The sequence below is a fragment of the Sphaerisporangium viridialbum genome, assembly GCF_049674955.1.
In the GTDB taxonomy this organism is placed as follows: domain Bacteria; phylum Actinomycetota; class Actinomycetes; order Streptosporangiales; family Streptosporangiaceae; genus Sphaerisporangium; species Sphaerisporangium viridialbum.
The window spans coordinates 9289891-9312084 of record NZ_CP187232.1 but is presented as its reverse complement, the minus strand read 5'-3'; the positions used below and the strand labels follow the sequence as shown (position 1 = coordinate 9312084).

Annotated in this window: 21 protein-coding genes; 16 read left to right on the top strand and 5 right to left on the bottom strand. The window is 68.2% G+C overall.

The annotated features are described in order from the left end of the window. Positions 1 to 67 precede the first annotated feature (67 nt). Positions 68 to 1168, top strand: a complete 1101-nt coding sequence (locus tag ACOZ38_RS41880) for a serine hydrolase domain-containing protein (RefSeq protein ID WP_424536397.1) — start codon at positions 68 to 70, stop codon at positions 1166 to 1168. 255 nt (positions 1169 to 1423) lie between these two features. Here ACOZ38_RS41880 and ACOZ38_RS41875 read toward each other — a convergent pair whose 3' ends face one another. Genes ACOZ38_RS41875 through ACOZ38_RS41865 form a run of 3 tightly spaced genes read right to left on the bottom strand, consistent with a single transcriptional unit; the run spans position 1424 to position 3699 of the window. After that, positions 1424 to 2347: an RNA polymerase sigma-70 factor gene (locus ACOZ38_RS41875; RefSeq protein WP_424536396.1), complete on the bottom strand. Its 924-nt coding sequence runs from the start codon at positions 2345 to 2347 to the stop codon at positions 1424 to 1426. Continuing rightward, positions 2344 to 3282, bottom strand: coding sequence for an NAD-dependent epimerase/dehydratase family protein (locus ACOZ38_RS41870; protein ID WP_424536395.1), 939 nt, complete (start codon positions 3280 to 3282; stop codon positions 2344 to 2346). The genes ACOZ38_RS41875 and ACOZ38_RS41870 overlap by 4 nt, the downstream gene beginning before the upstream one ends. A gap of 33 nt (positions 3283 to 3315) precedes the next feature. Continuing rightward, a complete protein-coding gene (locus tag ACOZ38_RS41865; RefSeq protein WP_424536394.1) occupies positions 3316 to 3699 on the bottom strand; it encodes a DoxX family protein in 384 nt (127 codons plus the stop codon). Positions 3700 to 4585: 886 nt separating this feature from the next. Between ACOZ38_RS41865 and rph the strand changes: the two genes are divergently transcribed. The 14 genes from rph to ACOZ38_RS41795 all read left to right on the top strand — a co-directional run bounded on the left by rph (position 4586) and on the right by ACOZ38_RS41795 (position 18990). Then, positions 4586 to 7183, top strand: a complete 2598-nt coding sequence (rph, locus tag ACOZ38_RS41860; RefSeq protein ID WP_424536393.1) for a rifamycin-inactivating phosphotransferase — start codon at positions 4586 to 4588, stop codon at positions 7181 to 7183. A 273-nt stretch (positions 7184 to 7456) separates the two neighbouring features. Next, positions 7457 to 8590, top strand: a complete 1134-nt coding sequence (locus ACOZ38_RS41855; protein WP_424536392.1) for an FAD-dependent oxidoreductase — start codon at positions 7457 to 7459, stop codon at positions 8588 to 8590. Positions 8591 to 8658: 68 nt separating this feature from the next. After that, entirely contained in the window at positions 8659 to 9603 is a 945-nt protein-coding gene (gene sigJ / locus ACOZ38_RS41850; RefSeq protein WP_424536391.1) for an RNA polymerase sigma factor SigJ, read from the top strand. 93 nt (positions 9604 to 9696) lie between these two features. Beyond that, positions 9697 to 10893 carry an NAD(P)/FAD-dependent oxidoreductase gene (locus ACOZ38_RS41845; protein ID WP_424536390.1) on the top strand — a complete coding sequence of 399 codons (1197 nt, stop codon included), beginning with the start codon at positions 9697 to 9699 and terminating at the stop codon, positions 10891 to 10893. Positions 10894 to 11380: 487 nt separating this feature from the next. Beyond that, positions 11381 to 11899 (top strand): toxin-antitoxin system HicB family antitoxin, encoded by a 519-nt coding sequence (locus ACOZ38_RS41840; protein WP_424536389.1) that lies wholly within the window; start codon positions 11381 to 11383, stop codon positions 11897 to 11899. Between the two features lie 83 nt (positions 11900 to 11982). Then, on the top strand, positions 11983 to 12831 hold the full coding sequence (locus ACOZ38_RS41835) for a DUF4097 family beta strand repeat-containing protein (RefSeq protein ID WP_424536388.1): 849 nt from the start codon (positions 11983 to 11985) through the stop codon (positions 12829 to 12831). A gap of 21 nt (positions 12832 to 12852) precedes the next feature. Continuing rightward, on the top strand, positions 12853 to 13803 hold the full coding sequence (locus ACOZ38_RS41830) for an ATP-binding cassette domain-containing protein (RefSeq protein WP_424536387.1): 951 nt from the start codon (positions 12853 to 12855) through the stop codon (positions 13801 to 13803). Further along, positions 13800 to 14591 carry an ABC transporter permease gene (locus ACOZ38_RS41825; RefSeq protein ID WP_424536386.1) on the top strand — a complete coding sequence of 264 codons (792 nt, stop codon included), beginning with the start codon at positions 13800 to 13802 and terminating at the stop codon, positions 14589 to 14591. Before ACOZ38_RS41830 ends, ACOZ38_RS41825 begins: the two co-directional genes overlap by 4 nt. A gap of 9 nt (positions 14592 to 14600) precedes the next feature. After that, positions 14601 to 14738, top strand: a complete 138-nt coding sequence (locus ACOZ38_RS41820; protein ID WP_424536385.1) for a hypothetical protein — start codon at positions 14601 to 14603, stop codon at positions 14736 to 14738. A gap of 5 nt (positions 14739 to 14743) precedes the next feature. After that, positions 14744 to 15946 carry a cytochrome P450 gene (locus tag ACOZ38_RS41815; protein WP_424537190.1) on the top strand — a complete coding sequence of 401 codons (1203 nt, stop codon included), beginning with the start codon at positions 14744 to 14746 and terminating at the stop codon, positions 15944 to 15946. Between the two features lie 203 nt (positions 15947 to 16149). Further along, positions 16150 to 16302, top strand: coding sequence for a hypothetical protein (locus tag ACOZ38_RS41810; RefSeq protein ID WP_424536384.1), 153 nt, complete (start codon positions 16150 to 16152; stop codon positions 16300 to 16302). A gap of 59 nt (positions 16303 to 16361) precedes the next feature. Beyond that, the gene (locus ACOZ38_RS41805) at positions 16362 to 17336 is read left to right on the top strand and encodes an MvdC/MvdD family ATP grasp protein (protein WP_424536383.1); all 975 of its coding nucleotides are present in this window, start codon (positions 16362 to 16364) and stop codon (positions 17334 to 17336) included. Beyond that, complete coding sequence (locus ACOZ38_RS41800) at positions 17336 to 18304, top strand: hypothetical protein (protein WP_424536382.1); 969 nt, start codon at positions 17336 to 17338, stop codon at positions 18302 to 18304. The genes ACOZ38_RS41805 and ACOZ38_RS41800 overlap by 1 nt, the downstream gene beginning before the upstream one ends. Positions 18305 to 18531: 227 nt before the next feature. Next, positions 18532 to 18990, top strand: coding sequence for a hypothetical protein (locus ACOZ38_RS41795; RefSeq protein ID WP_424536381.1), 459 nt, complete (start codon positions 18532 to 18534; stop codon positions 18988 to 18990). Between the two features lie 69 nt (positions 18991 to 19059). Here the strand turns inward: ACOZ38_RS41795 and ACOZ38_RS41790 are convergent, their stop codons facing one another. Further along, positions 19060 to 19953, bottom strand: a complete 894-nt coding sequence (locus ACOZ38_RS41790) for a LysR family transcriptional regulator (protein WP_424536380.1) — start codon at positions 19951 to 19953, stop codon at positions 19060 to 19062. A gap of 83 nt (positions 19954 to 20036) precedes the next feature. On the opposite strand from ACOZ38_RS41790, the gene ACOZ38_RS41785 reads away from it, so the two are divergent. Then, entirely contained in the window at positions 20037 to 21350 is a 1314-nt protein-coding gene (locus ACOZ38_RS41785) for an aspartate aminotransferase family protein (RefSeq protein WP_405141917.1), read from the top strand. Positions 21351 to 21543: 193 nt separating this feature from the next. On the opposite strand, the gene ACOZ38_RS41780 is transcribed toward ACOZ38_RS41785, so the two are convergent. After that, positions 21544 to 22155: a TetR/AcrR family transcriptional regulator gene (locus ACOZ38_RS41780; RefSeq protein ID WP_424536379.1), complete on the bottom strand. Its 612-nt coding sequence runs from the start codon at positions 22153 to 22155 to the stop codon at positions 21544 to 21546. Positions 22156 to 22194 lie beyond the last annotated feature (39 nt).

Here is a 22194-nt window from a genome sequence, read left to right as displayed (position 1 = left end):
GAGCAGTCAAGAAAGGATTGTAATCATGGTCATCAGCCGTAGGGTTTTTGTGGGTGGAGCGCTACTGGTGGCGCTCGTTTCCGCCGGTCAGCCGGTCGCGCATGCAGGCGTGACGGCCGCTGCTCCCACGCGGACCGAATGGCGCACTTTTCATGAATACCTGAAAGAACTGGCCGCCGCCGGAAAGTTCTCCGGAGCGGTGCTGGTGGCCGAGAACGGCCGGCCGATATTGAAAAGGGCTTACGGAATGGCCGACTCGGCCAAAAACGAGGCCAACACCCCGGAGACCAAGTTCAACATCGGCTCGATGAACAAGATGATCACCAGCGTCGCCGTCGCTCAGCTCGTCCAGAAGGGCAAGCTCTCCTTCGAGGACACGATCGGCAAGTACGTGGACGGGTTCCCGAGCGAGATCGCCGACAAGGTCACTGTCCATCACCTGCTCACCCACACCTCCGGTCTGGGGGACATAACGCACAAGGAGGGCGACAAGGAGGTGCTCGACATCGATCTCCTGTTGAAGGAGATCGCCAAGCAGCAGCTCAAGTTCGAGCCGGGCACGCGGTGGGAATACAGCAACGCCGGCTTCGTCGTCCTCGGGGCGATCGTCGAGCGCGTCAGCAAGCAGGACTACAACGGTTACGTCCGCAAGCACATCCTCAAGCCCGCGGGCATGCACGACACCTACTTCGGCGCCTACACGCCCTCCAAGGTGGCGCACATGGCCCATCCCTACGCGCTGTTCGACGCGAGCGGGCAGTGGATCGGCATGCCGCAGTCGCCCGGCGGCTCCGCCCCGGAGGGCGAGTTGCGCGACATCGGCGACCAGCCCAGCGGGGCGACGCCGACAGGCGGCGCCATCTCCACGGTGGGCGACATGCTGAAGTTCTCCCAGGCACTCCAGGGACGCAGGCTCCTCAACGCCAAGCTCACGAAGACCATCATGGAAGGCAAGGCGCAGATGGGCAAAGACCTCAAGTACGCCTACGGCTTCATGGACCAGTCGCTCAACGGCGTCCGGATCGTCGGTCACAGCGGCGGCACCTTGGGCTACGGGTCGGAGCTCGACATGTATCCCACCAAGGGCTACACCGTCGTCATCCTCACCAACCAGGACTTGGTCATCTTCGAGCCGCTCAAGAAGTCCCAGACCCTGGTCACGGGTTAGAGTTGCCCGACCGGCGTGGTGGATGCCTACAGCGGATGGTCGTGCTGCCATCGTCACGGTGAGTGCGACGGTGGTATCGGTGATTCCGGCGGATGGTTGCTGGTGTTCTGCTGGTGCCAAGTGGCCAGGATGTGCAGGTTGCAAATGCAGACCATCGGCAGGTCGGCCAAGGCCTTGAGCTATTCGTGAACACCCCACCTCCAGCTCAGACCCACTGGAGAACAGCCCTTGGAGCGGGGTTCGAGGTGCAGTCGGCTATTCCGTGGGTCGGCGTGCCTGTCTTACTTCGCGGTCGATTGCCCAGGCGTCCGCCACTGGGCCCACGTGCCCGAGCTTGTCGGGGTTGATCACCGCGCGGATCGCCTGGATCTGCCCGTCGAGTACATCGAGCGCCAGGGTGTGGAGCACCTTGCCGTCCCGGTCGCGGAAGATCGCGCCCGGCTGGCCGTTGACCTCGTGCGGCTCGAACGTCACGCCGATCAGGGCCATCTGGGGGAAGACGGAGGCGAGCAGCCGGGCCACGTTCTGGGCGCCGATGACGGCCTTGGCCAGCTGCGGGGCCTTGCCGCCGCCGTCGCCGACCATCGATACGTCGGCAGCCAGCAGGTTCTGCAGGCCGGCGACGTCGCCTTCGCGGAGGGCGTCGAAGAACCGCGATGCCAGTTCTTCTCGCTCTTTGCGGTCCGCTTCGAAGCGGGGCCGGCCTGCGGCCATATGGCGCCGCGCCCGCACCGCCAGCTGGCGGCACGCCGCCTCCGAGCGCCCCACGGCCGGCGCGACCTCGGGAAAGCCGAAGTCGAAGACCTCCCGCAGTACGAAGACCGCCCGCTCGAGCGGGGTCAGCCGCTCCAGCAGCACCAGGGCCGCCATCGACAACGAGTCGGCCAGCTCCGCCGACCGCTCCGGATCCTGGTAAGGGTCGGCGAGCAGCGGCTCGGGGAGCCACGGCCCGACGTACTCCTCCCGCCGGACGCGGGCCGAGCGCAGCACGTCGATGGAGATCCGGGTCACCGCGGCCGACAGGAACGCCTTGGCCGACCTGGGGTGTGTCGGGGAGGCCTCGTAGCGCAGCCAGGTCTCCTGGACCGCGTCCTCGGCCTCGCTCACGCTACCCAGAATCCGGTAGGCGATCGAGAACAACAGCGGCCGCAGCTCCTGAAACTCCTCGGCCCTGCTCACACCAGCTCCTCCTTGAAACCCTGCCGCCACGAGGGGTAGCGCAGCTGCCAGCCGAGCTCCCGCTTGGCCTTGGCATTGGAGAAGCCGCGCCCCTCGGTCATCATCGTCACCGCCACCTGTCCGGCCAGCAGCCGGGCCAGCCATGTGGGCACCCGCTTCGGCCGCTTCGCTCCCGCGCACTCCGCCAGATACGGCAGCCATTCGCAGGCCGGGGCCGGTTCGTCGTCCACGATGTTGAACACCCCTCTGGCCTTCTGCTCCACCGCCAGGACCGTGGCACTCGCCGCGTCGTCCAGATGCACCCAGGAGGAGTAGCCGGAACTGCCCCCCACCAGCGGGAACTGCCGCCTGCGGATGAGCTCGACCTGGTCGTCGACGGCCCCCGGCCCGTACAGCCCGCCATAGCGTAGGGCCGCACCGCCGGCCTCGACGACCACCTCCTCCACATGGCGGATCGCCGCCGCCCCGGCGCGCGCCACCGTACCCTCCTCCGGGTCCAGCGGGTCCTCCTCGGTCTTCACCCATCCGCCCTGCCGGATGCCGTTCCATGAGGCGTGGCTCTGCGCGACGACGTGGGAGACCCCGGTGGCCTCGGCGGCGGCCAGCAGGTGGTCCGTCCCCTCCGTGCGCAGCCGGTTGGTCTGGGTGAACCACCGGTCGATGTGCTTCATGTCGGGCTTGCCCGCGTGCGCCGTCGAAATCGCGGTCATCTGATGCACGATCGCGTCCGGCCGAGCCGTGGCCACCGCCTCACCGACCGACATCGCATCCAGGCCGTCCATCACCACCCCCTCCGCGCCCAACTCCGCCAGCAACCCCAACCTGGCCTCGCTCGTCGTCGTGGCCGTCACCTGGTGACCTCGCGCCACGAGCTGCGACACCAGCCGCTGCCCCAGAACCCCGCTCCCGCCTGCCACGAACACTCGCATGATCATCACTCTCCATCGGGAACTGTGTGCCGCCGCCGGTCAGCCGGTGAAGGACCCGGGGCCGAAGCGGCCCCACGCGATGAACGCCGCAACCGCGAGATAGATCAGGTTCAGCACCACGAACGCGGATTCGCCACGTCGGCCGTGGGTGATCATCGCGCCGACCATCAGCAGGATCCAGCAGACCGCAGTCACCGGCACCAGAACCGGCGCGATGCTGAGCGCGGCGGGCAGGATCAAGCCCACCGCGGCCAGGAGCTCAAGGACACCCAGGGTCCTGACGAAGCCGACACTGGCGTCTGCGGTCCATCCCCCACCATGGAGCGCAGCCAGCTTCTCCTTGGGTACGAACGTCTTGCTGATGCCGCCGCTCAGCGCTACCACGGCCAGCAGCCCGGCAGCGATCCACAACGCGAGGTTCATCGTCTACTCCTTGATCGAGGATTGCCTGCACCTCCCTAGACGAGACAGCGACCCCCGGCAGTGACATCCCGAACACCCGCGCGCGTACGGCCTTCTCGGGCACGTCCTCATCCCGACCAGCGCTGCGGTGGCGACGAGCACGCCGTCGGCCGACGTGACCAAGAAGCTGTTGGCGGGATCCTCGTCCGCCCAGTGGGTAACCCGCACCCGAAGCGAGCCTCTCGAACACGCCCTGGCCGGCGTCGAGCCCCTCGTCGCAGCCGCGGTCGAACCACCCGCCCTCGCCCAAGACCACCCATCCGCAAGCAACCGCGCACTTACGTGGGTGCGATCAGCTTGCTCACATCGTCAGTTCACGGAGTGGGCGGACGCGGCCGTGGCCACCGGCGTCTGAGAGTGCCAGGGCGCTGCGGCGGTCGTGGGGGTCCGGCACCCGCCGGAGGTACCCGGCACGCTCCAGGCGGTGGAGGGATCTCAGCCCGCGGCGGACGACAGAAGCAAAGGCAAGAAGATCTCACTCCTTGCCACTTCTAACGTATAGCGCACAGGGGGGCTTGCGGCAAGACCCGGGTCTTGCCGCAGAATCGGCGGCCGGACACAGCACCGACGAGGAAATGAGGGGGCACGACGTGGGTGTGTTGTCGATGTACGGGGGACGCGGCGACCTCGAACCGCTGATGGGATTGGCGGTGCGGTTGCGGGCGCTTGACGCGGAGGTGCGGGGGTGCGCGCCGCCCGCCCGGGCGCAGCGGCCGGCCGGCTCGTCAGAGGGAAGCCAACCAGACATGAGGACGTGCCCAACAAGAGGTTCGACACAGCTCGAGGCGCCGGTGATTCGATCGGCCAGCGCAGTGCAACGGAGCACGGCTGCCTCGGAGGTATCGCAATGATCGAGCAGCACGTGTTGGATCTTCAAGAGGTTGACGAGACGCAGGTCGCGGTCGTTGGCGGCAAGGCCGCGCACCTGGGCGGGCTGTCGCGGATCGAAGGCATCCGCGTGCCGGCTGGGTTTTGTGTGACAACGTACGCCTTCCGGCGGATCATGGCGGAAGCGCCGTCGATCGACGATCGGCTCGATCAGCTGTCGCGCCTGAACCCGGATGACCGGGAGGTGATCCGCACGCTCAGCGCGGAGATCCGCCGGGCCATCGAAGGGATCGCCATTCCTGACGATCTGGCGGCGGCGATCACCCGCGCGCTCGCCCAACTCGGCGAGCACGCCGCCTACGCCGTGCGATCCAGCGCGACGGCAGAGGACCTGCCGACGGCCTCCTTCGCCGGCCAGCAGGACACCTACCTGAACGTCGTGGGTCCGGCGGCGATCCTCCAGCACGTCAGCCGGTGCTGGGCGTCGCTGTTCACCGAGCGGGCCGTGACCTACCGCCTGCGGAACGGCTTCGACCACCGGAAGGTCCACATGGCCGTGGTCGTGCAGCAGATGGTCTTTTCGCATGCGGCCGGCATCCTGTTCACGGCCGACCCCGTCACGGGCAACCGGAAGGTCGCCACCGTGGACGCCGGCTTCGGCCTCGGCGAGGCCCTGGTCTCCGGCCTGGTGAACCCGGACGTCTACAAGGTGCGCGACGGCGAGGTCGTCACCAAGGCGGTCGCCGCCAAACAGCGTGCCGTTCACGCCCTGCCGGCCGGCGGGACGCAGGAAGTGGCGATCGACCCGCAGCGGCAGGAGCAGCCGGCGCTGACGGATGCGCAGGTCGTGCGGCTCGTGCAGCTCGGGCGGCGGATCGAAGCGCACTTCGGCCGCCCGCAGGACATCGAATGGTGCCTGGTCGACGATGACTTCCAGATCGTGCAGAGCCGGCCGATCACCACGCTGTTCCCCATCCCCGCGGCCCGCGACCGGGAGAACCACGTCTACCTCTCCGTTGGTCATCAGCAGATGATGACCGACCCCATGAAGCCACTGGGGATCTCCGTGTGGCAGCTGACGGCCATGGCGCCGATGCACGAGGCCGGCGGGAGGCTGTTCGTCGACGCCACCCCGCGCCTGGCCTCGCCCGCGAGCCGCGCCGGCTTCCTGGAGATGGCGGGGAGGTCCGATCCGCTGATCAGGGACGCGCTGGAGACCGTCCTCGACCGCCACGACTTCGTCCCGGCGCTCCCGGACGGCGGTCCCGGCGGGCCGCCGATCGGCGGCGCGTCCGCCCCGATCGAGACCGATCCGGCCATCGTCACCGAGCTGATCGAGCGCAGCCAGGCGTCCATCGCCGCCCTGCGGCGCGACATCCGGACGAAGACCGGACCGGCGCTGTTCGACTTCCTGCTGGAGGCATTCCAGGAGCACAAGCGGGTCCTCAGTGATCCATTGAGCATGCAGGCGATCATGGCGGGGATGGAGGCCACGTGGTGGCTCAACGACCGGCTGCGGGAATGGCTGGGCGAGAAGAACGCGGCCGACACCCTCACGCTGTCCGCCCCCGGCAACGTCACGTCGGAGATGGGACTGGCGCTGCTCGACGTCGCGGACGTGATCCGCCCGCATCCGGAGGTGGTGGCGTTCCTGCGGGGCGTCGAGGACGACGGCTTCCTGGACGAGCTGCCGAAGTTCGCGGGCGGGACCGAAGCGCGCGACGCCATCGAGGCCTACCTCGACCGGTACGGCATGCGCTGCGTCGGCGAGATCGACATCACGAGGCCGCGTTGGCGCGAACGCCCCACCACGCTCGTGCCCGTGATCCTCGACAACGTCAGGAACTTCGAGCTGGGCGCCGCCAAGCGGCGCTTCGAGCAAGGACGGCAGGAGGCGCAGAAGAAGGCGCAGGAGGTGCTCGAACGCCTGCGGGCCCTGCCGGACGGGGAGCGGAAGGCCGACGAGACCAAGCGGATGATCGACCGGGTCCGGACCTTCATCGGCTACCGGGAGTACCCGAAGTACGGCATCGTCAGCCGCTACTTCGTCTACAAGCAGGCCTTGCTGGAAGAGGCCGAGCGCCTCGTGCAGGCCAACGTGCTCCCCGAGAGGGAGGACGTCTTCTACCTCACGTTCCAGGAACTCCACGACGTCGTGCGCTTGAACCAGGTGGATGACCAGCTAATCCAGCAGCGCAAGGACGCGTTCCGGTCGTACCACGCGCTCACGCCGCCCCGGGTGCTGACGTCGGATGGCGAGGTCATCGCCGGGGCGTACCGACGCGACGACGTGCCGGCCGGCGCCCTGATCGGCCTACCGGTCTCCGCGGGGACCATCGAAGGGCGCGCCCGCGTCATCCTGGACATGGCCCAGGCTGATCTCGAACCGGGTGACATCCTCGTCACAGCCCACACGGACCCGAGCTGGACGCCCCTCTTCGTCGCCATCACAGGCCTGGTGACGGAGGTCGGAGGATTGATGACACACGGCGCAGTGATCGCACGGGAGTACGGCCTGCCGGCTGTCGTCAGTGTGGTAGATGCCACCCGGCTGATTCCCGATGGGCGGCGGATCCGCGTGCATGGAAGCGACGGGTACGTCGAGATTCTGCCTTGACTGACCAACGACCCTGGGTGGAGCTGAGGGGATTCGAACCCCTGACCCCTTCGATGCGAACTGCGGGCTGTGAGCGCGTGCGAGGCGTCCTGCCGGATGCCTTCGGCGGAGCGCGCCCGAAGTTCCTCGGTGCGGGTTCCGAGGAGAATGACGCCGCCACCTCTCGGCAGAGGAGCAATCCACGGTCTTGAGTGTGGCGACGGTGTGGAGGTATGGGGCAGGTAGCGTGCAAACCATCGTACGGATAAGGCATCGCCCCTACCGTCGCAAGGTATGCAGACAGTGGATGTACTGGTCGTGGGTGCGGGCCTGGCCGGTCTGCGTACAGCGCGCCTGCTCGCACGACGGGAACTGAACGTGATGGTGGTCGACCGTCGCAGGTCGCTGTCGACGGGCATCCGCACGACAGGGATCTTCGTGCGCCGCACCCTCGATGACTTCGACGTGCCGGATCATCTGCTCGGGCCAGGTGTCCGGGACGTGCTGCTGTATCCGCCGTCGCGGCGGGCACCGATCCGGCTCACCAGCGACCGGGACGAGTACCGCGTGGCCGACATGGCGGCCGTCTACGAGCATGCGCACCGCGCGGCGGAGCAGGCCGGGGCGCGGGTCCTCTTGGGCGTACGGTATGTCGACGCGTCGATGGGTTTTGTGCGGTTCGCGGGTGCGGAACCGGTGACGGCCCGGTTCATCGTCGGCGCGGACGGCGCCCGCTCCCGAGTGGCCCGTGATCTCGGCCTTGATGTCAACCGGCGCTTCCTCGTCGGTGCCGAGATCGTCTACCCGATCGCGTCGGGCACGACCACCCCGGCGTTCCACTGCGTGCTGGACCCCCGGATCGCTCCGGGGTACCTGGGATGGGTCATCGACGACGGCCGGCGTGCGCATGTTGGCGTCGCGGGATATCCGAACGCGATGCGCACCGGCATCCGCCACCTGCTGGACGCCTTCGCCGCGGATGCGCCCGGCAGTACACCGCCGGCTGGGCCGGTCGAGCGCCGAGGTGGTCCGATCCCGGTCGGCGGTGTGCTGCGACGGTTGGCGTGCCCCGCCGGACTGCTCGTCGGAGACGCGGCGGGCGCGGTGTCGCCGCTGACGGCCGGTGGGTTGGACCCTTGCTTACGCATGTCCGAACTGGCCGCGGCGGTCACCGCCGGGTACCTGCGTACTGGCGACCAACGCATGCTGAGCCGGTACGACGGGAACGCGTTGCGGACCCGGTTCCGAGGCCGACTGTTGCTGCGCCGCGTGTTCGCCGGCATCCGATCCCCTGCTGCGGCAGAGGCGGCGGTGACCGTGCTACGCGGTCGTGCCGGTCGAGCCTTGGCGGCGCGGATCCTGTTCGGCGACGGCTCATTTCCCGGAGTCAACCCTCGGCTCGCGGACCTGGCGATCGACCGCCCTTAGTGCCTCGAACGGCGAAGGGCCCCATTGCGGCGGGGGCCGATTCGCGCCGCGCGATTTAGGATCGGGCCATGCCCCTGGCCGCGAACGACATCGACCGGTTCGAGGCTTCTAGGCCGCGCCTGGAGGCCATCGCCTACCGCCTCCTCGGCTCCGCCGGCGAGGCCGAGGACGCCGTGCAGGAGACATTCCTGCGCTGGCAGGCCGCCGACGTCGACCGCATCGAGGTCCTCGAGGCTTGGCTGACGAAGGTCCTCACCAACCTGTGCCTCAACCAGCTCACCTCCGCGCGGGCGCGCCGCGAGACCTATGTGGGCCAATGGCTTCCCGAGCCGCTGCTCGCCGGGGATCCGATGCTCGGCCCCGCCGAAACCGCCGAGCAGCGCGAATCGGTCTCGTACGCGATCCTCACCCTCATGGAGCGCCTCTCCCCCAATGAGCGGGCGGTGTACGTGCTGCGGGAGGCCTTCGCCTACCCGCACCGGGAGATCGCCGAGATCCTCGACATCACCGAGGCCGCCAGTCAACAGATCTTCCACCGCGCCAAGAAGCACGTCGCAGGCGGCAAGGCCCGAACCGAAATCGACGAGGCCACCGCCCGGCGGATCGTCGAGGAGTTCCTGGCGGCCGCCACCAGCGGTCAGACCGAGCCGCTCGTGCGCCTGCTCACCGAGGACGCCATCTCGATCGGAGATGGTGGCGGGAGGGTCCCGGCCCGCGCCAAGGCATTCGAGGGCGCCGTCGCGGTCGCGAGGTTCCTGCGGGGCCTGTTCAAACCCGGCAAGGCCAAACGCGCCATTGTCGGCGGCGCGCCCGAGGTCTACGCCTGGACCGCCAACGGTGACCCCGCCGTCGTGGCCGTCGTGGACGGCCGGGTCGTCGGCGTCATGTGCCTGGAGGTCACCGCCGAGGGCATCGCCGCGTTCCGCAGCCAGGTCAACCCAGGCAAGCTCGAACGCGCGACCGCGCGCTGGGCGGCGGCCGACCATGGGGAACTCCTGTGCAACGCTTTCTAACCAGTATGTGAGGTGCTTCACATCGCGTTCCTGTCAGGAAACGGCGGGCCGCCCGGTTCAAGTGGCAAACCTGCGCAAGACAGGAGCAAGGAAATGCAGCACCGCATCATCGTCCTGGGAGCCGGATACACCGGAGCCATCGCTGCCGGCCGCCTCGCCAAACGATTCCGCCGCGAGGACGTCGCCATCACCCTCGTCAATGCCGAACCCGACTTCGTCGAACGCGTCCGCATGCATCAGCTGGCGACCGGCCAGGACCTCAAGCTCCGGCGGTTCAGCGAGATGTTCGCGGGCACCGGCGTCGAACCGAGGCTCGCGAAGGTCACCGGCGTCGACGTCGACTGCAAGACCGTCGCCGTCGTCGACGCGAACGGCGCTGAAGAACTCGCCTACGACACGCTCGTCTACGCCCTCGGCAGCGGCTGGAACGCCCAAGGTGTCCCTGGGACCGCCGAGCACGCCTATGAGATCGCCAGTCGCCCTGGAGCACTTCGGCTGCGCGAGCGCCTGGCCCGCCTCGGCGCCGGGCAGACGGTGGTCGTCGTCGGCGGCGGCCTCACCGGCGTGGAGGCCGCGACCGAGATCGCCGAGGCCCGCCCGGACCTCGACGTCGCCCTCGCCGCCCGCGGCGACCTCGGGGACTGGCTCTCGCATAAGGGCCGCGAGCATCTGCGGAAGGCCTTCGGCAAGCTCGGGATCACCGTGCATGACCGCACCGCCGTCACCGGCGTCGAAGTCGAGCGCGTCGTCACCGCCGACGGCAAGGCCATCCCGGCCGCGGTCACCGTGTGGACCACTGGCTTCGCGGTCCACCCGATCGCGAAGGCGACCGCCCTGGAGGTCACCGGCACCGGCCAGATCGTGGTCGACGGGACCATGCGCTCGGTCTCGCACCCGGACGTATACGCCGTCGGCGACGCGGCCATGGTGATGGGCCCCGGGGACAAACCGCTGCGGATGTCGTGCGCCTCGGGAATTCCGACCGCGTGGCAGGCCGCCGACGCGATCGCGGCGCGCCTGACCGGCGGGAAGCTCCCGAACGCGCCGATCCGCTACTTCAACCAGTGCATCTCACTGGGCCGCAAGGAGGGCTTGATCCAGTACGTCACCGCCGACGACCGCGCCGTACGGGCGGTCCTGACCGGACGGCTCGCCGGCGTCTACAAGGAACTGGTCTGCAAGGGCGCCGCCTGGAGCGTCGCCAACCCGACGCTCGGGCTGCCGACCCGGCGCCGCCGCGTCACGCGGGAGCGGGCCGCGGCGGGCTCGCCTGTCAAGGCGCCGGCGTAGAGCACGAAGCGAAGCGGGCGCCCTTGATGCTGTCGACCAGTGAAAGAGACGGGCGAAAGAATCAAGAAGCCGCACGGCGGGCACCCTGACGACCTCGACACCTCACAACCCGTGAAACGATCACAGGAATTCCGGGAAGCGATCTTCCTGATTCCCCCTGCGGCCCAGGCCGGCCCTACTCGTGAACGCTCCACCCAGGGCCGTTCTGGAGTCAGCTCAAGAACGGTTGACGAGATCCCGTCCGATCGGCTTGATCGGGCGGGATTCGCCGTTTCTTGGGTGACCTGAAGCGAGCCGAGGTCGACGCCAGGGAGCGGCCGGGCGCGCATCGGGATGGTATTGGCGCGACGAGCGCACCCTCTGACGTGCGAGTTCCGGAGTCAGTCTGTCGTGTCGTGATCGGCTGAACATCCAGCCTGAGCCAGAGTGATGCCAATCTGAGCCAATATGGCTTGCTGATGGCATCATGGTGTGCCATAGTGATGCCATGGACCTGACCCCGTATGTGGCCTCCCTCGGTCGCGAGTTGCTGACCGCCGTCGAGACCGGTGATCCTGACGCCAGTGTGCTGATCGAGCGGTTGACCGTGTCGATGGAGTCGGCGATCCGGCTCACCCTGCTCGAAGCGTTGTCGGCGGCCGCCGACGAGATCACCCGAGACCTGGCTCCCGGTTCGGTCCAGGTGCACCTGCGTGGACGTGACCCGAACTTCGTCGTGACGGTTCGGCAGGTGGAGCGGCCACTCGAGGACACCCCGGATCTGGGCGCGGTGTCGGCTGATGACGCCGCGGCGAGCTTCGAGGACGGCCCATTGGCACGGATCAACGTCCGCCTCCCGGAACAGCTCAAGGCTGCGATCGAGGAGGCGGCGGGCAAGGAAGGTCGCTCGCTCAACGCCTGGCTGGTGCGGGCCGCCTCGACCGCGCTGCGTGCCCCGGAGCGCGACCCCGGCTCCGACCGGCGCGGCAAGCGCGGCGCGCAGCGTTACACCGGCTGGGCTCGCTAGCCCACGCCGACACCCAGAACCACTTTCTTCGCACATCTCCTACCAGCGGGGATGTTCTTCTGACTCATTCCGAGGGGATAGCCATGCCTGTTTTCGCCACGCCTGAACCGATTTCCGCCACGATCGAGCTCTCCGTCGGTGACGTGCAGATCATCGCGAGCGACCGGACCGACACCGTCGTCGAGGTGCGGCCGAGCGACGAGTCCGACGAGTCCGATGTGGACGCCGCGCAGAAGACGCGCGTCGAGTACGCCAACGGCACGTTGACGGTCCGTGGGCCGAAGGCCCGCATGCTCGACTTCTCCAAGAAGACCAGGTCGGTCGACGTGCTGATCGAACTTCCCACCGGCTCTGACGTGCACGCGGACCTGTCGGTAGCGGACCTGCGCGGCGTCGGCACGCTGGGGGAGTGCCGGCTCAAGGCGTCGGTCGGGCATTTCCGCCTCGACCGGACCGGATCGCTTCGACTGGGCACCTCCGGTGGCGACATCACCGTCGAAATGGTCGCGGGCAACGCCGATGTCTCCACCGGCACCGGGCGCGTGCACATCGGCGAGATCGGCGGCACCGCCGTCATCAAGAACTCCAACGGCAACACCGACATCGGCACCGTCACCGGCGAACTGCGGGTGCGCTCGGCCAACGGCGACATCTCCGTCGACCGGGCCGACGCCATGGTGGAAGCCAAGACCTCCAACGGAACCATTCGTGTCGGCCAGGTCACACGCGACACCGTCACGCTGCACACCTCGACCGGCCACCTCGAAATCGGTGTCGCCGCCGGCACCGCCGCATGGCTCGACCTGAACACCTCGCACGGGCGGGTGGAGAACTCGCTGGACGATTTCAGCGAAGCACCGGAGAAGTCCGAGCAGACCGTCGAAGTCCGCGCGCACACGTCGTTCGGCGACATCACCGTCCGCCGTTCCTGACCAGATCTCGAAGGGGTTCTCATGACCATGCCATCCCAATCTGCGATCACGGCGACCGGACTGCGCCGGTCGTACGGCGACCACGTCGTGCTCGACGGCGTCGACCTGAACGTCCCGCGTGGCACCGTTTTCTCGTTGCTCGGCGCCAACGGCGCCGGCAAGACCACCACAGTCAAGATCTTGTCCACCCTGATCCGCGCCGACGGGGGCAGCGCGCGGATCGCGGGTCACGACCTGTCCGCCGAGCCGGACGCGGTGCGTGCCGCGATCGGCGTCACCGGCCAGTTCTCGGCGGTCGACAACCTGCTGACCGGTCAGGAGAACCTGACCCTGATGGCGGATCTGCACCACCTCGGCCGGAAGGCGGGCAGGCGCAGGACCGCCCAGCTGCTCGAACAGTTCGACCTCGTCGATGCGGCCAAGAAGACGGCGGCGACCTACTCCGGCGGGATGCGGCGGCGGCTCGACCTCGCGATGACGCTGGTCGGCTCACCGCAGGTGATCTTCCTCGACGAGCCGACCACCGGGCTGGACCCGCGCAGCCGCCGCGCCATGTGGCAGATAGTGCGGGAACTCGTGGCGGGTGGCGTCACCATCCTCCTCACCACCCAGCACCTGGAGGAGGCCGACGAGCTCGCCGACCGGATCGCGGTGCTCGACCACGGGAAGATCGTCGCCGAGGGCACCGCGGACGAGCTCAAGCGGCGCATTCCCGGCGGCCACGTCCTGCTGCGGTTCGCCGACGAGCGCGACCTCGAATCCGCCGCGCGCGCCGTGGGCCAGGTGTCCCGCGACAGCGACACGCTCGCCCTGCGCGTACCGCACGACGGCAGCCTCAGGTCGCTGAAGGCGCTGCTCGACCGGCTTGACCAGAACGCGGTCGAGGTCGACTCGCTGAGCGTGCACACCCCCGACCTCGACGACGTCTTCCTCGCTCTCACCGGCAACAAGGAGAAGGTGACCGCACGATGAGCACTGTGTCGTACGCCCTGACCGACTCGGCGACCATGCTTCGCCGCAACCTCAAGCGCATGGTGCGCTACCCGTCCATGACACTGCAGCTCATCGGCATGCCGATCGTCCTCCTGCTGCTGTTCGTCTACGTCTTCGGCGGCACGCTCGGCGCCGGGCTCGGCGGCGTCTCCGGCGGGCGTGCGGAGTACGTCAACTACGTCACCCCCGCGATCATCCTGATGACGATCACCGCCGCGGTCCAGGGCACCACCATCTCGATCGCCATGGACATGACCGAGGGCATCGTCGACCGGTTCCGCACCATGGCCATCGCCCGCGTGTCCGTCCTAACCGGACACGTCATCGGCAGCCTAATCCAGACGATGCTCAGCATCGCGGCGGTCATCGGCGTCGCGCTGCTCATCGGCTTCCGGCCGTCGGCGGGGCCCGGCGACTGGCTCGCCCTCATCGGTGTCCTGGTGATGATGGCCTTCGCCTTCATCTGGCTGTCGGTCGCGTTCGGCCTGGCCAGCAAGACCGTCGAGTCGTCGAGCAACGTCGGTATGCCGCTGGTGCTGCTCCCGTTCCTGGGCAGCGGGTTCGTCCCGACCGACTCGATGCCCACCGTGCTGCGCTGGTTCGCCGAGTACCAGCCGTTCACGCCGCTCATCGAGACCCTGCGCGGTCTGCTGATGGGCACGCCGATCGGGAACAACGCCGTCATCGCGGTCGGCTGGTGCGTCGTCATCGCGCTCGGCGGCTACCTCTGGTCGAAGAAGCTGTTCAACCGCGAGTCCACCCGCTAAGCCACGACGGTGAACGTGTTGACCACGCTGCTGCCCCCCGACGCCGGGAAGGTGGTCGTCGCCGGGCACGACGTGGCCACGGAAACCAAGGCGGTGCGCCCGGCGATCGGGGCCACCGGGCAGTTCGACTGGAACCTAGGCCGATGAAGGGAATGACCTTGGAACACACCGTCACAACGCTGCCGACCGCGCGTCAGCCCGGCTGTCCCTTTGACCCGCCCAAGGAGCTGATCCAGGCCCGCGAGCACGGCCCGATCAGCCGCTACACCTTCCCCGGCGGAGAACCCGGCTGGCTGATCACCGGATACGACCTGGTCAGGTCGGTCCTGGCCGACTCGCGGTTCAGCTCGCGCAAGGAGCTCATGCTCCACCCGTCCATCGACATCACCGGCATGGAGATCCCTCCGGCGCCGCCCGGCGAGTTCCTGCTCATGGACGAGCCACAGCACGGGCGCTATCGGAAACCGCTGGTGGGCAAGTTCACCGTACGGCGGATGCGACTGCTCACCGAACGCGTCGAGCAGATCACCGCCGACCACCTGGACGCCATGGAGAAGGCCGGGCCGCCGGCGGACCTGGTGACCGCGTTCGCCAAGCCCATCCCCGCCATCGTGATCTGTGAGCTGCTGGGGGTGCCGTACCAGGACCGGGGCTCCTTCCAGGAGCAGGTCGACTCGTTCCTCAGCGGGGAGGCAAGCGACGAGGACCAGATAGCGGCCTACACCGCGACCCAGCACTACCTCGCGGAGCTGGTGACCGCCAAGCGCTCGAACCCCACCGACGACGTGCTCAGTGACCTCACCGACAGCGACCTGACCGACGAGGAGCTGAGGGGTGTCGCCCTGATCCTGCTGGCGGCCGGGCTCGACACCACCGCGAACATGCTGGCGCTGGGCACCTTCGCCCTGCTGCGCAACCCGGCGCAGCTGGCCGCGCTGCGCGCCGATCCCGCGCTCGCCGACCGGGCCGTGGAGGAGCTGCTGCGGTATCTGAGCGTCGCCAAGACGTTCATGAGGACGGCGCTGGAGGACGTCGAGCTGGGCGGCCAGACCATCGAGGCCGGTACGACGGTCATCCTGTCGTACCACACCGCCAACCGCGACCCCGAGCGCTTCGCCGATCCCCACGTGCTCGACCTCCGGAGGCAGGACGGCGGGCACCTGGCCTTCGGCCACGGCATCCACCAGTGCCTGGGTCAGCAGCTGGCCCGCGTCGAGATGCGGGTCGCCTTCCCCGCGCTGGTCAACCGCTTCCCCACGCTGCGCCTGGCCGTACCGGCTGAAGAGGTTGGCCTGCGCCCGGAGACCGCGGACATCTACGGGGTGAAGAGCCTCCCGGTCACCTGGCACGTGTGACCGCGAGCCAGTGACGGGCGTCAGATGCCACTTCATGATTCCTTTCCGTCGATCAAATCGATTCATTCAGACGCCGGTGGATCGGCAAGCCATGGCCAAGTCGATTTCAAGCGCCGGGTGGTGTCCTTCAGCCACGAGCTGGAGACGTCTCCGCACGTTCCCAGGCGGGGCGCGCAGCTCACTGCGAAGGAAAGGGAGGAAACATGAATAAGAAGATCGTGAGTCTGGACGATCTGAGCGACGAGCCGACAGCGATCGATGAGGTCGATCTCGGCCTCGTTTCCGGTGGCCGGCCGATGGAGCGCTGCTACGGCACGGGTGGCACCCCAGCCACCGACTGGGTCTCTGACTACTAAGAACAATCGGGGTCGCGTGGGAGGAGTGTGTTCTCCTCCCACGCGACTGAGGGGGGCCTGTGCTACTGATTCTGAGTGAACCCGGCGACGCCACCGTGCAATTGGTCCTGCCCAAGCTGAAAGCCCGGGGCGCGGAAGTTCTCTGGTGGGATCCCGGCGAGTATCCGGCCGCCGCCCAGCTGACTGTCCGATTCGAAGCGGACGGAACCGAACTCACCCTGGCCAGAGGCGGGGATGCCATCGACCTCTCCGAGACGACGGCCGTGTGGAACCGACGCCCCGGGCAGCCTCGCGCCGCGGAGAACGTCACAGCTGCCGATCTCCGGGATCGCGTGGGGGAACTCTCGGCGTGGTTTCTTGACGGCTTTTGGGATCTGCTGGACGCGCGATGGTTGCCGGGCAGGCAGCCGGTGCTGCGCAGGGCGCACAACAAGCTGGTCCACCTGGCCCTGGCCCAGGAACTGGGCTTCGCCGTGCCACGGACCGTGGTCACCAACGATCCGTCCGAGTTGGTCCCCGCATATGAACGGGCGGGTGGGAGGCTCATCGCGAAACAGATAGAGCACGCCCCGTTCCAGATCGACGGCGCGGTGCACGCCGTGTACACCACCGTGGTAGACCGAAGGGCTCTCGCGGGCCGGAGCCGGATAGCCCACGAGCCGACCATCTTGCAGCCGTATGTTCGCAAGGCCGTGGAGTTGCGGGTCACCGTGGTCGGGCGGCAGGTCTTCGCCGCCGAGATCTCCTCGCAGGATTCGCCGCGCACGCGCGACGACTGGCGCCACTATGACTTCGATCGCGCCCGGCATAGCGTGCACCAGCTGCCCGATGACGTCGCCCGCCGGTGCGTGGACCTGGTCGCCGCGCTCGACGTGTCGTTTGGAGCGATCGACCTCATCCTGACCCCCGACGGGGAGTACGTGTTTCTCGAGATCAACCCGAACGGCCAGTGGGGCTGGATCGAAGATTTGACCGGCCTGCCCATCAGCGACGCCATCGCCGATTGGCTCACGGCCGGAGAAACGGATGCGTAATGACTGAATCCTCCCTCGGGCCGGCCCTCGAAAGCGGCGTGAACCTGCTACGCGGGCTGACCCGCCGACGTTCCGCGGTGGAGGACGCACACCGCACCGCCGCCGCCTGGACCGAGTCGCACCCTTCGTTCGCCGCCCAACTCGTGACCAGCCCGCGTCCCGGTTCGCCGGTCGTCGATTATGACCTGCTGATCGACGACCCTTCGGGCGGCACAATCATGCTTGGCGTGCAGGTGGACGATGGAGCATCCTGGTTTGTTGATCATTCGACCCATTGGGCGGCCAGCTATCTGCTGACCGTTGATGGGAGGCACGTCTCCATGTCCGAGGCGATGCTCATGCTCCGTTCGCTCACGCGCCCCGGGCTGTCGCCGCAGGAGGAGTTGGTGCGGTTCTGCGTCCTGCGCAACGCCGCCGCCAGCGAGCAGGTCAGCCTGGAGGACATCCAGGCGGCAGCGGACGGCTTCCGGAAGCGGCGCGGCCTTACCAGCCGCGACGCGATGCTGGAGTGGCTGGAACGGATGGATCTGAGCGCCGAAACGTTCCATGACCACATGGCCACGAGTGCCAGAGATCACAAGTTTCGCACCCGGATGCGTGATGAACTGGGCCCCGGGCATCTGGCCCGTCATCGCGACCAGTTCGCGCGGGTATGGGCGGCCTGGGTGCTGTCGGAGGAGGCGATCGACGTCGCCGAACTCCACGGCTCTCTCAGCGACCGGTGGGAGCTACAACTGACCAAGGCTCGGGGATGGTCCGGCGCTCTGCCCTCACCCCTGCGAGAGGTACCGGCCGGAGGTGGCGTTGGACCGGTTCCCTTCGAAGGACGCTTCCTGACAGGCTTGATCCTCAAACGGGAGGAGGCCGTAGAGGACGCGGGCACGCTGGAGGCCGCGGGAGAGGCAGCCTTCGATCAGTGGCTAGCCGACGCCGCCAAGCAGGCGCAGATCACATGGCATTGGCTTTGAGCGTGTCGTTCAACCGCTGATCTTCGCCTTCCTCGGTCGCGAACCCCAGGGCGGGGCGAAGCTCGTGGTGTCTCTATTGCGGGACGGCAGGCACCAAGAGCCATCCAAGAAGACGACTATGCTGCCGCGTAGCCCAAAGCCCTGAGGTGTCTGTCGAACCGGGGCAACTCCCAGCAAAGCGCTTAACGGTGGGCGTTGAGCTGATCACTTTTCGCAGGAGAGACAAGATGATCAAGCCCCTCCCCGACATCCCCACCAGCCCACATGAGCTGTCTGACGTCCCGATCTCAGCACGGCTGGAGCGCTGGCACGAACTGTCCGACCGTGACCTGCACGTGCAGGCGATCGCCACGTTGAAATCCCGGGGCGACTACGACCCCAGCCGCCACGGTGACGCCGGCAAGTACCCGCCGCTGACCGCGGGCGAGCACGTCGAACTGTTGGTACTGGGGGAGTCCATCGCGAGGAGCGTCCGGAACCCCGCCCACGTCGACCGGGCGCTCCAGGCGGGCGTGACCTGGCAGCAGGTGGCCACGGCGACCGGCCAGGACGAGCAGGACGCGCGCCGGGACTACCAGGTGTGGGCTGACGACCGGCACGATCTGCACCAGGACTACCCCGGCACCACCAGCGGCATGACCGACGAACAGCATGCCCAGGCGACCGCCCGAGCGGCCGCGCCGTGACCGTCACGAGGACGAGGTTCGGCGCTTGCGCCAAGATTCCCAAGGGTGCCGACAGCCGGACACGTCGGGCTAACGGCCGTGAGCGGCTCGCAGCTCGTGGAGCACTGCGTTGACCGCCGGCTGGGACGCCCGCGGCCGGCGTACCGCCGCGGTGATCCGCCGGGGCACCGGTGCCCGCAACTCCCGGGTGACCACGTCGAAGCGCGGCTCCACCGCCAGGCTCGGCAGCAGCGCGACCGACAGGCCCGCCTCCACGTGCTGTAACGCGATCATGTAGTTGTTGAACCGGCACATGACCATCGGTTCGAAACCCGCCTCCCGGCACAGCCGGGTCGCCAGGTCGGACATGTACGAGCCGGTCACGTCGAACGCCCACCGCTGGTCCGCGCAGGCCGCCAAGTCGATGGTCTCGTGCGCCGCCAGCGGGTGGCGGGCGGGCAGCACCACCACGATCGTGTCCTCGGCTATCGGCACGAGGTCGATGCCCGGGTCGAGTTCCGCGCCGACGAAGTCGGGGGTCGTGATGATGATGTCCACGTCGCCGCGCCGCAGGGCCTGCATGCTCTCGTGTGGCTCCAGCTCCTGCAGCACCACCGCGACGTCCGGATATCGGGCCTCGAGACGTGCGACGGCCGGCACGGCGAAGGCGTGCACCGCGCTCTGGAACATCGCCAACGTGACCGTACCGGCCGGTTCGTCGCCCAGCCCACGCAACTCCGCCTCCGCGGCGTCCATCGCGGCCAGAATCCCCCGGGCGCGCTTGGCCAGCAGCACCCCGGCCGCGGTCAGACGGACCCGCCGCCCGGTGCGCTCCAGCAGTGCTGTGCCGGTCTCCCGTTCCAGCACGCCGAGCTGCTGGGACACTGCGGACGGGCTCAGGTTGCCGGCCTGCGCCACGGCCCGGACCGTGCCGAGCACCTCCAGGTCGGCGAGCAGGCGCAGCCGCCAAGGATTCAGCGTCATGCCGAGACTGTACGGCGTAGCTGAACAGCAGCGGCACTTTTCTGAGATGGACGTGACGCTCGGCGTCTTCCTACCGTGAACACATGAGTGACACCTTCTGGTCAGACGCCGACCGCCACCTCGTCCGCTACTCCGGCGCCGGCGGCTTCGTATCGGAGATCATTGAACGGGCTGAGGGCAGCTTCGTCATCACCTCTGGTGGTCGTCGCATCCTCGACTTCACCTCCGGGCAGATGAGCGCGATCCTCGGGCACTCGCATCCCGACATCGTCGCCACCGTCCAGCGCCAGTCCGCCACCCTCGACCACCTGTTCAGCGGCATGCTCAGCCGTCCGGTGGTCGACCTGGCCCGCCGGCTCGCCGACTCGCTGCCCGATCCCCTGAGCAAGGTGCTGCTGCTCACCACCGGCGCGGAGGCGAACGAGGCGGCGATCCGGATGGCCAAGCTGGTCACCGGCAGGCACGAGATCGTCTCGTTCACCCGTTCCTGGCACGGGATGACGCAGGCGGCGGTGAACGCCACGTACAGCTCCGGCAGAAAGGGGTACGGTCCGGCCGTGCCCGGCAACCTCGCGATCCCCACCCCGAACCCGTACCGGCCGGATTTCACCACCGCCGGCGGCGAGCTGGACTGGCGGCGGCAGCTGGCCTTCTCCTTCGACCTGATCGACGCGCAGTCTGTGGGGAGCCTGGCCGCGTGCATCGTCGAACCGATCCTCAGCTCGGGCGGCGTGCTCGATCTGCCGCCCGGCTACCTGGCCGCCCTGCGCGACAAATGCCGCGAGCGCGGCATGCTGCTGATCCTGGACGAGGCGCAGACCGGCCTGTGCCGCACCGGCGACTGGTACGCGTTCCAGCGCGACGGTGTCGTACCGGACATCATCACGCTGTCCAAGACGCTCGGCGCCGGGCTACCGCTGGCCGCGGTGGTCACCAGCGAGGAGATCGAACAGGCCGCGCACGACCGTGGATTCCTCTTCTTCACCACGCACGTCTCTGATCCGCTGGTCGCCGCGGTCGGCAACACCGTCCTGGACGTCCTGGAACGCGACCAGCTGGACCGGCGGGCCGCGGAACTGGGCGCGCGCCTGCGACAGGGCCTGATCGCGATGGCGGAGCGGCACGAGGTGATCGGCGACGTCCGCGGCCGCGGTCTGTTGGTCGGTTTGGAGCTGGTCCTGGACCGCGAGACCAAGGAGGGCTCGGACGAGCTGGGCGCGGCGGTCACCCGGCGCTGCCTGGAGCTCGGCCTGCACATGAACGTGGTCCAGCTCCCCGGCATGGGCGGGGTGTTCCGGATCGCGCCGCCGCTCACCTCCACCGCCGCCGAGCTGGACCTGGGCCTGGAAATCCTGGATGCGGCGATCGGCGACATCGCCCCCAAATTCCTGACCTGAATGAGCTCCTTCACCCGCCGGGACGAAGCCGGCCGGCACATCCCAGCGTGGGCTTAACTTCGCGAACGGTTGACGAGATCCCGTCCCATCGGCCCGTTCGGGCGGGATCTCGCTGTTTGGGGTTGGCGCGATCGCTTGGCAGGCTCTTGGGGGCGCGCCAGGCGGCGGTGATCGATGGCTGTGGAGGCGCGGGTCATCGGTAAGAGTTGATCAGCCGGGCGAGGTGTCGGCCGGCGATCTCCAGTGGCTCATCGCTTCTCGAAACCTGTGCGGCGAGCTCCGCGCCCTCAAGGGTGTTGATCACGGTGTGGGCAAGGTCGAGGACGTCGTTCTCGGCGATGTCCGTGTGGCGCAGATGGTCGGTGACCAGGCCTCGCCAGTGCTCGAAGGACTCGGTGACGGCCTGCTGGATCTCCGGGACACGCCCAGACGTTTCCAGGGCGGTGGCCGTGATCGGGCAACCGTCGAGCCAGCCGGAGTCGCGCAGGTGCGTGGCGAGTATCCGGGTGCACGCGATCATCGCGTCAGCCGGATCATCCTCGCCGGCCAGCGCCTCGCGCAGGATGTCGGCGAACTCCTGATCGGCGTGGCGGACCGCCTCGACGGCCAGTTCCTGCTTCCCGCTGGGGAAGAAGTGGTAGACCGAGCTGAGCGCGACGCCGGCCTCTCGGGAGATCTGCTTGATCCCGGTTCCTTCGTAGCCTTGTCGCTGCATCAGCCGTGAGGTCGTCCGGACGATGCGTTCGCGGGTGCCGAGAGAGGCGGCCGGCCGGACTGCCTGAGCCTGCCGTGGCATGTCGTTCATCTCACCACAGTACTGGTTGGAACGTTCGTTACGGACGCG

Bases quoted from the DNA above. Each gene is read 5' to 3' on its own strand.
- ACOZ38_RS41870 (WP_424536395.1), bottom strand. From the start codon at position 3,282: ATGATCATGCGAGTGTTCGTGGCAGGCGGGAGCGGGGTTCTGGGGCAG.
- ACOZ38_RS41865 (WP_424536394.1), bottom strand. From the start codon at position 3,699: ATGAACCTCGCGTTGTGGATCGCTGCCGGGCTGCTGGCCGTGGTAGCG.
- rph (WP_424536393.1), top strand. From the start codon at position 4,586: ATGATCGAGCAGCACGTGTTGGATCTTCAAGAGGTTGACGAGACGCAG.
- ACOZ38_RS41855 (WP_424536392.1), top strand. From the start codon at position 7,457: ATGCAGACAGTGGATGTACTGGTCGTGGGTGCGGGCCTGGCCGGTCTG.
- sigJ (WP_424536391.1), top strand. From the start codon at position 8,659: ATGCCCCTGGCCGCGAACGACATCGACCGGTTCGAGGCTTCTAGGCCG.
- ACOZ38_RS41845 (WP_424536390.1), top strand. From the start codon at position 9,697: ATGCAGCACCGCATCATCGTCCTGGGAGCCGGATACACCGGAGCCATC.
- ACOZ38_RS41840 (WP_424536389.1), top strand. From the start codon at position 11,381: ATGGACCTGACCCCGTATGTGGCCTCCCTCGGTCGCGAGTTGCTGACC.
- ACOZ38_RS41835 (WP_424536388.1), top strand. From the start codon at position 11,983: ATGCCTGTTTTCGCCACGCCTGAACCGATTTCCGCCACGATCGAGCTC.
- ACOZ38_RS41830 (WP_424536387.1), top strand. From the start codon at position 12,853: ATGACCATGCCATCCCAATCTGCGATCACGGCGACCGGACTGCGCCGG.
- ACOZ38_RS41825 (WP_424536386.1), top strand. From the start codon at position 13,800: ATGAGCACTGTGTCGTACGCCCTGACCGACTCGGCGACCATGCTTCGC.
- ACOZ38_RS41815 (WP_424537190.1), top strand. From the start codon at position 14,744: ATGACCTTGGAACACACCGTCACAACGCTGCCGACCGCGCGTCAGCCC.
- ACOZ38_RS41810 (WP_424536384.1), top strand. From the start codon at position 16,150: ATGAATAAGAAGATCGTGAGTCTGGACGATCTGAGCGACGAGCCGACA.
- ACOZ38_RS41800 (WP_424536382.1), top strand. From the start codon at position 17,336: ATGACTGAATCCTCCCTCGGGCCGGCCCTCGAAAGCGGCGTGAACCTG.
- ACOZ38_RS41795 (WP_424536381.1), top strand. From the start codon at position 18,532: ATGATCAAGCCCCTCCCCGACATCCCCACCAGCCCACATGAGCTGTCT.
- ACOZ38_RS41790 (WP_424536380.1), bottom strand. From the start codon at position 19,953: ATGACGCTGAATCCTTGGCGGCTGCGCCTGCTCGCCGACCTGGAGGTG.
- ACOZ38_RS41785 (WP_405141917.1), top strand. From the start codon at position 20,037: ATGAGTGACACCTTCTGGTCAGACGCCGACCGCCACCTCGTCCGCTAC.
- ACOZ38_RS41780 (WP_424536379.1), bottom strand. From the start codon at position 22,155: ATGAACGACATGCCACGGCAGGCTCAGGCAGTCCGGCCGGCCGCCTCT.